Source organism: Streptomyces sp. NPDC007095 (assembly GCF_040634475.1).
Classification (GTDB): domain Bacteria; phylum Actinomycetota; class Actinomycetes; order Streptomycetales; family Streptomycetaceae; genus Streptomyces.
This window is the reverse complement of sequence record NZ_JBEYFS010000147.1, coordinates 24,617-30,762: the sequence shown is the minus strand read 5'-3', so window position 1 is coordinate 30,762 and position 6,146 is coordinate 24,617. Positions and strand designations below refer to the sequence as shown.

Annotated in this window: 5 protein-coding genes and 1 tRNA gene; 5 read left to right on the top strand and 1 reads right to left on the bottom strand. The window is 72.8% G+C overall.

The genetic code is table 11. The features are described from left to right. The first annotated feature begins 119 nt into the window (after positions 1–119). From ABZ656_RS38025 to ABZ656_RS38005, 5 genes are all read left to right on the top strand, one after another. Entirely contained in the window at positions 120–1,724 is a 1,605-nt protein-coding gene (locus ABZ656_RS38025) for a hypothetical protein (RefSeq protein ID WP_360274388.1), read from the top strand. After that, positions 1,721–3,055: an AAA domain-containing protein gene (locus ABZ656_RS38020; protein WP_101404995.1), complete on the top strand. Its 1,335-nt coding sequence runs from the start codon at positions 1,721–1,723 to the stop codon at positions 3,053–3,055. The genes ABZ656_RS38025 and ABZ656_RS38020 overlap by 4 nt, the downstream gene beginning before the upstream one ends. A gap of 160 nt (positions 3,056–3,215) precedes the next feature. Then, a complete protein-coding gene (locus ABZ656_RS38015; RefSeq protein WP_101404994.1) occupies positions 3,216–3,599 on the top strand; it encodes a hypothetical protein in 384 nt (127 codons plus the stop codon). Between the two features lie 194 nt (positions 3,600–3,793). After that, positions 3,794–4,429, top strand: a complete 636-nt coding sequence (locus tag ABZ656_RS38010) for a bifunctional DNA primase/polymerase (protein ID WP_101404993.1) — start codon at positions 3,794–3,796, stop codon at positions 4,427–4,429. Continuing rightward, a tRNA-Lys gene (locus tag ABZ656_RS38005) sits at positions 4,420–4,493 on the top strand. Before ABZ656_RS38010 ends, ABZ656_RS38005 begins: the two co-directional genes overlap by 10 nt. Before the next feature lie 69 nt (positions 4,494–4,562). Here the strand turns inward: ABZ656_RS38005 and ABZ656_RS38000 are convergent. Then, positions 4,563–6,041: a M6 family metalloprotease domain-containing protein gene (locus ABZ656_RS38000; protein ID WP_101408105.1), complete on the bottom strand. Its 1,479-nt coding sequence runs from the start codon at positions 6,039–6,041 to the stop codon at positions 4,563–4,565. Positions 6,042–6,146 lie beyond the last annotated feature (105 nt).

The window sequence follows — 6,146 nt, the reverse complement described above, 5'->3', positions numbered from 1 at the left end:
GCGCCACGGCGTTCGAGACTCCGTCGAGATGGATGAAGACCCCGAAGCGTTCGCGCCCGATGACCTCTCCGGCGACTCGGGCCCCTACGGGCAGACGAAGTCCTCCCGGAGGTGGCCCCTTGTCGCTGATCGCCACCCTCGCCCGGCTGGAGGCCGTCGAGAGCGGGCGGGCCCAGCCCGTCGCCACCGTGCGCCACCGGCATCTCACCGAGCGGCCCCTGGTGTTCGTACCGCTGACCACCGCAGGTGAGGCCGGGGCCCCGCTCGGGGCGCTGGTCGGCACGGACCGGGACGCGCCCCGCCTGCTGGTCGTGCCGCAACCCCGGGACCGCGACCTGCGGTTCGCGTTCCTCGCGGAGCTGGCCGATGTCGTACTGCCGTACGTGGACACCTACGCCGACGACGTCGAGGCGGCCGAGCGCAGCGAGACCGATCCCGAGACCGGCAAGCGCGTCAAGGTCGAGGCCGAACTGTGCGCGGACGCCCCGCAGCTGATCGTGCCGAGCCGCGGGGGTGTGGAGTTCGTACGGCTCCTCGGCCGCTCCATGCGGTTTCGGCGCACCGCGGAGCAGGAGCCGGAGGCGCCCCATCCGGCGCCGCCCCGGGTGCCGTTGCTCGGACGGTGGCTGACGCACTTCGGGGAGCGGGCCCGGGTGCCCGGCTCCGCCCTGCTGCTCGCCCTCACCGACGTGCTGTCGCGGCACTGGGCGACCGGCCAGAGCAGCCTGGAGGACCAGCACCTGGGGGCGCTGCTCGCCTGGATCGACCCCCCGGAGGATGCGTCGGGCGCGCAGGTCGCGCTGCGCGCCGAGTTGCGGCGGGATGCCCGGGGACAGCTCGTGTGCCCGCCCGCGGGACCGGCCACCGACCCCGCCTTCGACAACGAACTGCTCGCTCCCGCCATCGAGCGCTACGACCGCGCGCGGACCGCCCTCGCCGCCGCCGAGGACGGCCTGGAGGCGGACGACCGGCTCGGTGAACTCACCGCCGCCGAGCGGGAGATCCGCACCCTCGTCGAGCAGATCGCCCGGCCCACCTGGGACGCGGTGTGGCGTGGCCTCGACCTGCTGCGGACGCTCCCCGAGGGCACCCACGCGGCCGACCGGTGGACCCGTGACCGCTGGTCGTTCACCGGCCACCGCGACCGGATCACCGCGGGCGAGCCCCCGCAGCCACGCCGTGACGACGCGGTCACCGCCGCGAACAAGCTGGCCACGCGCGAGCGCGAACAGGCCCGCCTGGACGCGCAGGAAGCCCTCGACGATCCGCTGGTCATGGCCGGGCGGCGGCTGGTCGGCGAGGCCTTCGCGGGTGAGGTCAGGGACGTCGTCATGGCGTACAGCGAGAGCAAGCGGCCGAGCCCCCGCCCCCTGGTGACCGTGCGCACGGACGACCGGCCGCACCTCGGGGAGCGGACGAAGGTGTACCGGTCGCTGGGCGGAAAGCCGCAGGCGGCCGAGTTCGTCGGGTACGAGGAGTCATCGGAGGGCGACGGGCTCGTGGTCCTGCGGATCGTCGACAAGATGGGGCGCGGCAAGGAACCCGAGACCGGGTCCGTGCCGGAGAAGGGGGACCTCCTCTGCTTCACGCTCTTCGAGCACGAGCAGCGGGGCGGCGCGAAGCTGCCCGACCCGGAGGAGACCCCGTGGACGCACGGCGGACCGCCGGGCGAGCCCGACGCGGTACCGCAGCCGGACCCGGTGACGAAGGAGGACATCCTGTGACCACGGCCTTCGATCCCGGAGCCGCGGCCGGCCGCGCCACCGACGCGATCCTGAACGACACCCTGCACGGCACGCACCGCGGCGTCGTGGTCGACTCTCCCCCGGGCGCCGGGAAATCCACCCTCGTCGTCCGCGCGGCGCTCGAACTCGCCTCCGCAGGGCGCCCGTTGATGGTCATCGCGCAGACCAACGCCCAGGTCGACGACCTGGTGCTGCGACTCGCCGAGAAGAACGGGGAGCTGCCGGTAGGGCGCTTGCACAGCAGCGATCCCGACCCCTACGACAAGGTTCTGGACGACCTGCCGAACGTCCGCAAGTCCACGAAGGCCGGCGATCTGTCCGCACTGGACGTGGTCGTCTCGACCGCCGCCAAGTGGGCCCACGTCAAGGGGGTCGAGCCGTGGCGGCACGCGATCGTCGACGAGGCCTACCAGATGCGGTCGGACGCGCTGCTGGCCGTGGCGGGGCTCTTCGAGCGGGCGCTGTTCGTGGGCGACCCCGGGCAGTTGGACCCGTTCGCGATCGTCGGCTCGGAGCAGTGGGCGGGGCTGTCGTACGACCCGTCGGCGTCCGCGGTGACGACACTGCTGGCCCACAACCCCGAACTGCCGCAGCACCGCCTCCCGGTGTCCTGGCGGCTGCCGGCCTCCGCGGCGCCGCTCGTCTCGGACGCGTTCTACCCGTACACGCCGTTCCGCAGCGGCACCGGCCATGGTGACCGACGGCTGAAGTTCGCTGTGGTGTCGGACGGTTCGGGTCCCGACCGGGTCATCGACGAGGCGGCGGAGGCGGGTTGGGGGCTGCTGGAGCTGCCGGCCCGGCACACGCCGCGTACGGACCCGGAGGCGGTACGGGCGGTGGCCCAGGTCGTACGGCGGCTGCTGGACCGGGGCGGTGCGGCCACCTCGGAGCGGGCGGAGGAACCGGTACCGCTGACCGCCGACCGGATCGCCGTCGGCACGGCGCACCGGGACCAGGCGGCGGCCGTACGGGCGGCGCTCGCCGACCTCGGGGTCGCGGACGTCACCGTCGACACGGCGAATCGGCTTCAGGGGCGGGAGTTCGACGTCACCGTGGTGCTGCATCCGCTGTCCGGGCGGCCCGACGCGACCGCGTTCCACCTGGAGACGGGACGGCTGTGCGTGCTCGCCTCGCGGCATCGGCACGCGTGCATCGTGGTGTGCCGGGCGGGAGTGACGGAACTGCTGGACGACCATCCGTCGACGGAGCCGGTGCAGCTGGGGGTCACGGTGAAGTTTCCTGACGGCTGGGAGGCCAATCACGCGGTGCTGTCGCATTTGGCGGAGCATCGGGTGGTGTGGCGACCGTAGATCCACCTCGGATCCATGGCGGATCCATGGGTGGTGGCCGTGGGTCCGGCTTGCACGGTTGTGCGGGTCCGCTCACACGGGCCTACTTGCGCGGACGGGGGAGAATGGACGGTGGCCCACCCACGAAGCGGGCCCCTGAACCGTACGAGGAGGACAAGACATGGCGGAGCCCACGCCGCGTCGGAACGAACCGCGGCTACGCCCCGCGCCCCTGCTCTTCGAGCCCGCGGAGGCAGCCGGTGATCCGGAGCACTTCTTCGATCTCGAGTCGATCGACGATCCTCGGGCGCTGCTGGCGCGGGCCACGGAGCTGACGCTCGCGTTTCGCGCCGCGGCCGATCGGGCGCTCGAGTTCCAGGCGATCGCCGCCGCGCAGCTGGCTGATCCTCGGCGGTTCGACCGGCTTACGCCGGCTGCGATCGCGGAGCGGGCCGAGTGGACCGAGGACTATGCGAAGAAGATGGTCGAGTTCGGGCGGGATCTGTTGCGGGGGGTCGAGGGGGACGGGCGGGGGCTCGGGCATGGGGTGGGCGACCATGCGTGAGCCGTTCGTTTCCGTGTAGCCGCCAGGTTCTCTCGCCCCCGCGGCCTGGGCTTGTCGCGCGGTTCCCCGCGCCCCTGAAAGCCCAGAAGCCTGGCATATGCCAAGGGGGCAAGGTACTCCTCTCCCCGGCGTTCTGTCCCGGGTTCTCGCAACTCTCGGGGGGCGGATGCTTACCGACGGTAGATCTGACGGGCATGAGCAGCACACGGAATTCGGCAAGCTCCGCCGCCCCGTTGCCCGACCGGTTCGACGTCTCCGGCGTCACCCCGGACGGAGCCGCCTGGCTCGCCTCGGCAGGAACGTATCCGCGCAGCACCCTCACCCTCTGGGAGGAACGCCCGACCGCCCCGGTCGTCCTGCCCTGCGGCACCGCCTTCGACATCGTCAACGTACCCGCGATCTTCGGCCGGCGGATGCTCGGCCGGCTGTGGGACGAGGGGCCGGGCTCCGGCCCGGTGGCCGTGCACCGCGGACGGATGCTGCTGTTCAGCGCGCCGGGCACAGCACAGCGCCTGCCGTCGCTCCTGGAGTGGGAGGAGTGGGGGGCGGGCGAGTCAGGGGAATCCGGGCGCGTCGACGCCATTCCTCCGCTGCTCTGCCACGGGGTCGGCGACGCCGTGACCGTGCCCGCCCTGAGCCCCGTCGCCCGCCTCACGTCCCGCTGGCTGGTGGCGCCCGACACCCGGAATCCGTGGCTTCCGGGGCCCGAGATCCTGGTGTGGGCGGCCGTCCGGGCGGCCCGGACGGCCGCCTCCGCCGCGGTGCGGATATCGATTTTTCCTCCCGCCGATCAGGATGCTAAGGTCTACGACGTCAGCAGGCGCCGCTAGCTCAGTTGGTTAGAGCAGCTGACTCTTAATCAGCGGGTCCGGGGTTCGAGTCCCTGGCGGCGCACAGACGGTGGGAAGCCCCTCGCGGAAGCGAGGGGCTTCTTGCGTGTCCGGCTCCGCGCGGGCGAGGGGCTCAGCCTGTCGTGATCTTCACCGTCCACGCCCCGGACGCCGTCCGGTCCTCGACCTCGACGCGCACCTTCTCGCCGGGGACCGTGAAACTCTCCCCGAGTCCGACGGGCGCGTCCGCCAGGGGCGGGTAGACCGATTCACCCCAGCAGGACTCGGAGTGCGGGTGGGCGTCGATGACCTCGACCGGGCCGCCGCCGGAGTCGGCCTCGCTGCGGATGCGGTAGATCAGGACGCCCTGTGTGCAGGTGGCGCCGTCGTTGCCCGTCGAGGTGCGCGCCTCGAAGGCCAGCGCGCTGTCGGGACCCGTACGGACGACCGCCAATTTGGTACCGCGGCCGGAACCGAAGATGCGCGCCCCCGGTGCCGAGGTCGGCAGGACCGCCCGCGAGGCCGACAGGGCCGGGGCCGAGGTCCGCGCCCGGGAGCCCGGGACGGACCCCCCGGAGGCGGGGTCGGAGACGGCGCCTGAGACGGGCGCCCCGGAGCCCGCGGCGGACCCCCCGGGACCGGGAACCGAACCCCCGGGCTCCGAGGCGGAGCCCTCCGAGTCCGAGGGCGGCCTCCCGGAGCCCGAAGCCGGTGCCGGACCGGCCGGAGCAGGGGCGCTCGCGACGGAAACCGGCGCTCCTGATGCCGCCGTCCCCGCCCCGCCCGTCACCGGACCCGACCCCAGCGGCTCCAACGTCAGCCTCGTGGTCCCGTGCTCCCGCAGGCAGGCCACCTGGCGCGTTTCCAGCCAGCCCAGTTTCCACTTGTGCCAGCCGAACAGGTCGGGGGCGAGGCCGAACTGGCTGCCCATGAGGTCCCAGTCGCCGACGTAGGTGTCCCAGTCGCCCTTGCCGTCGGCGGGGCGGTGGTAGAGGTCGGGCAGGTCGAAGACGTGCCCCGTCTCGTGGGCGAGGACGAGGTGGTCCGGCGGGTGCTTCTCGAAGACCGTGACGACGCGGCGGATGTCCGTGCCGTCGGCTTCGATGGGGGTGTCGAGGTTGACGACCTTCGTCGCGTCGGAGTCGACGCCCGGCGCGTCCGGGTCGGCCACGAAGTAGACGATGTCATAGCGGGAGAAGTCGACCTGCCGGTCGGCCGCGGTGACCGCGTCACGCAGATAGTCGCCGCGCCGCGCCGCGTTCCAGTCGCGCTTTATGGCGTACGAGGTGGAGGCGTGCGGCATCCGGATCCAGTCGCGCTGCGGATGCGGGCGCAGTGTGAACTTGCCGTACGAGGCGCGCTCGAAGAACTGGCTGGTGGCCGGGAAGTAGTCGGCGGCCAGTTCGGCGGGCGTGGTGCGGGGCCGGGAGTCCGGGAAGGACAGATAGACGAGCACCGCGTCGAGGGGGCGGGTGGGACGCGGATAGTCGGCGTTCCAGGTGTCCAGGCCCTCCGAGTGGTGGGCCTCGGTCCGCTTCAGGGCGCAGGGGGAGAAGAGGGGTTCGGCGAGCGCGGGGCCCGTGATCAGGGAAGTCGCGGCCAGCGCCGACATGGAGGTGAACACGGCCGCGGTGCTGCGCCAGCGTGGCACACCCGGACGGGCGAAGGCCCGTGGCGCACCCGGACGAGTGAGGACCCGCGGCACGCCGAGAACCGT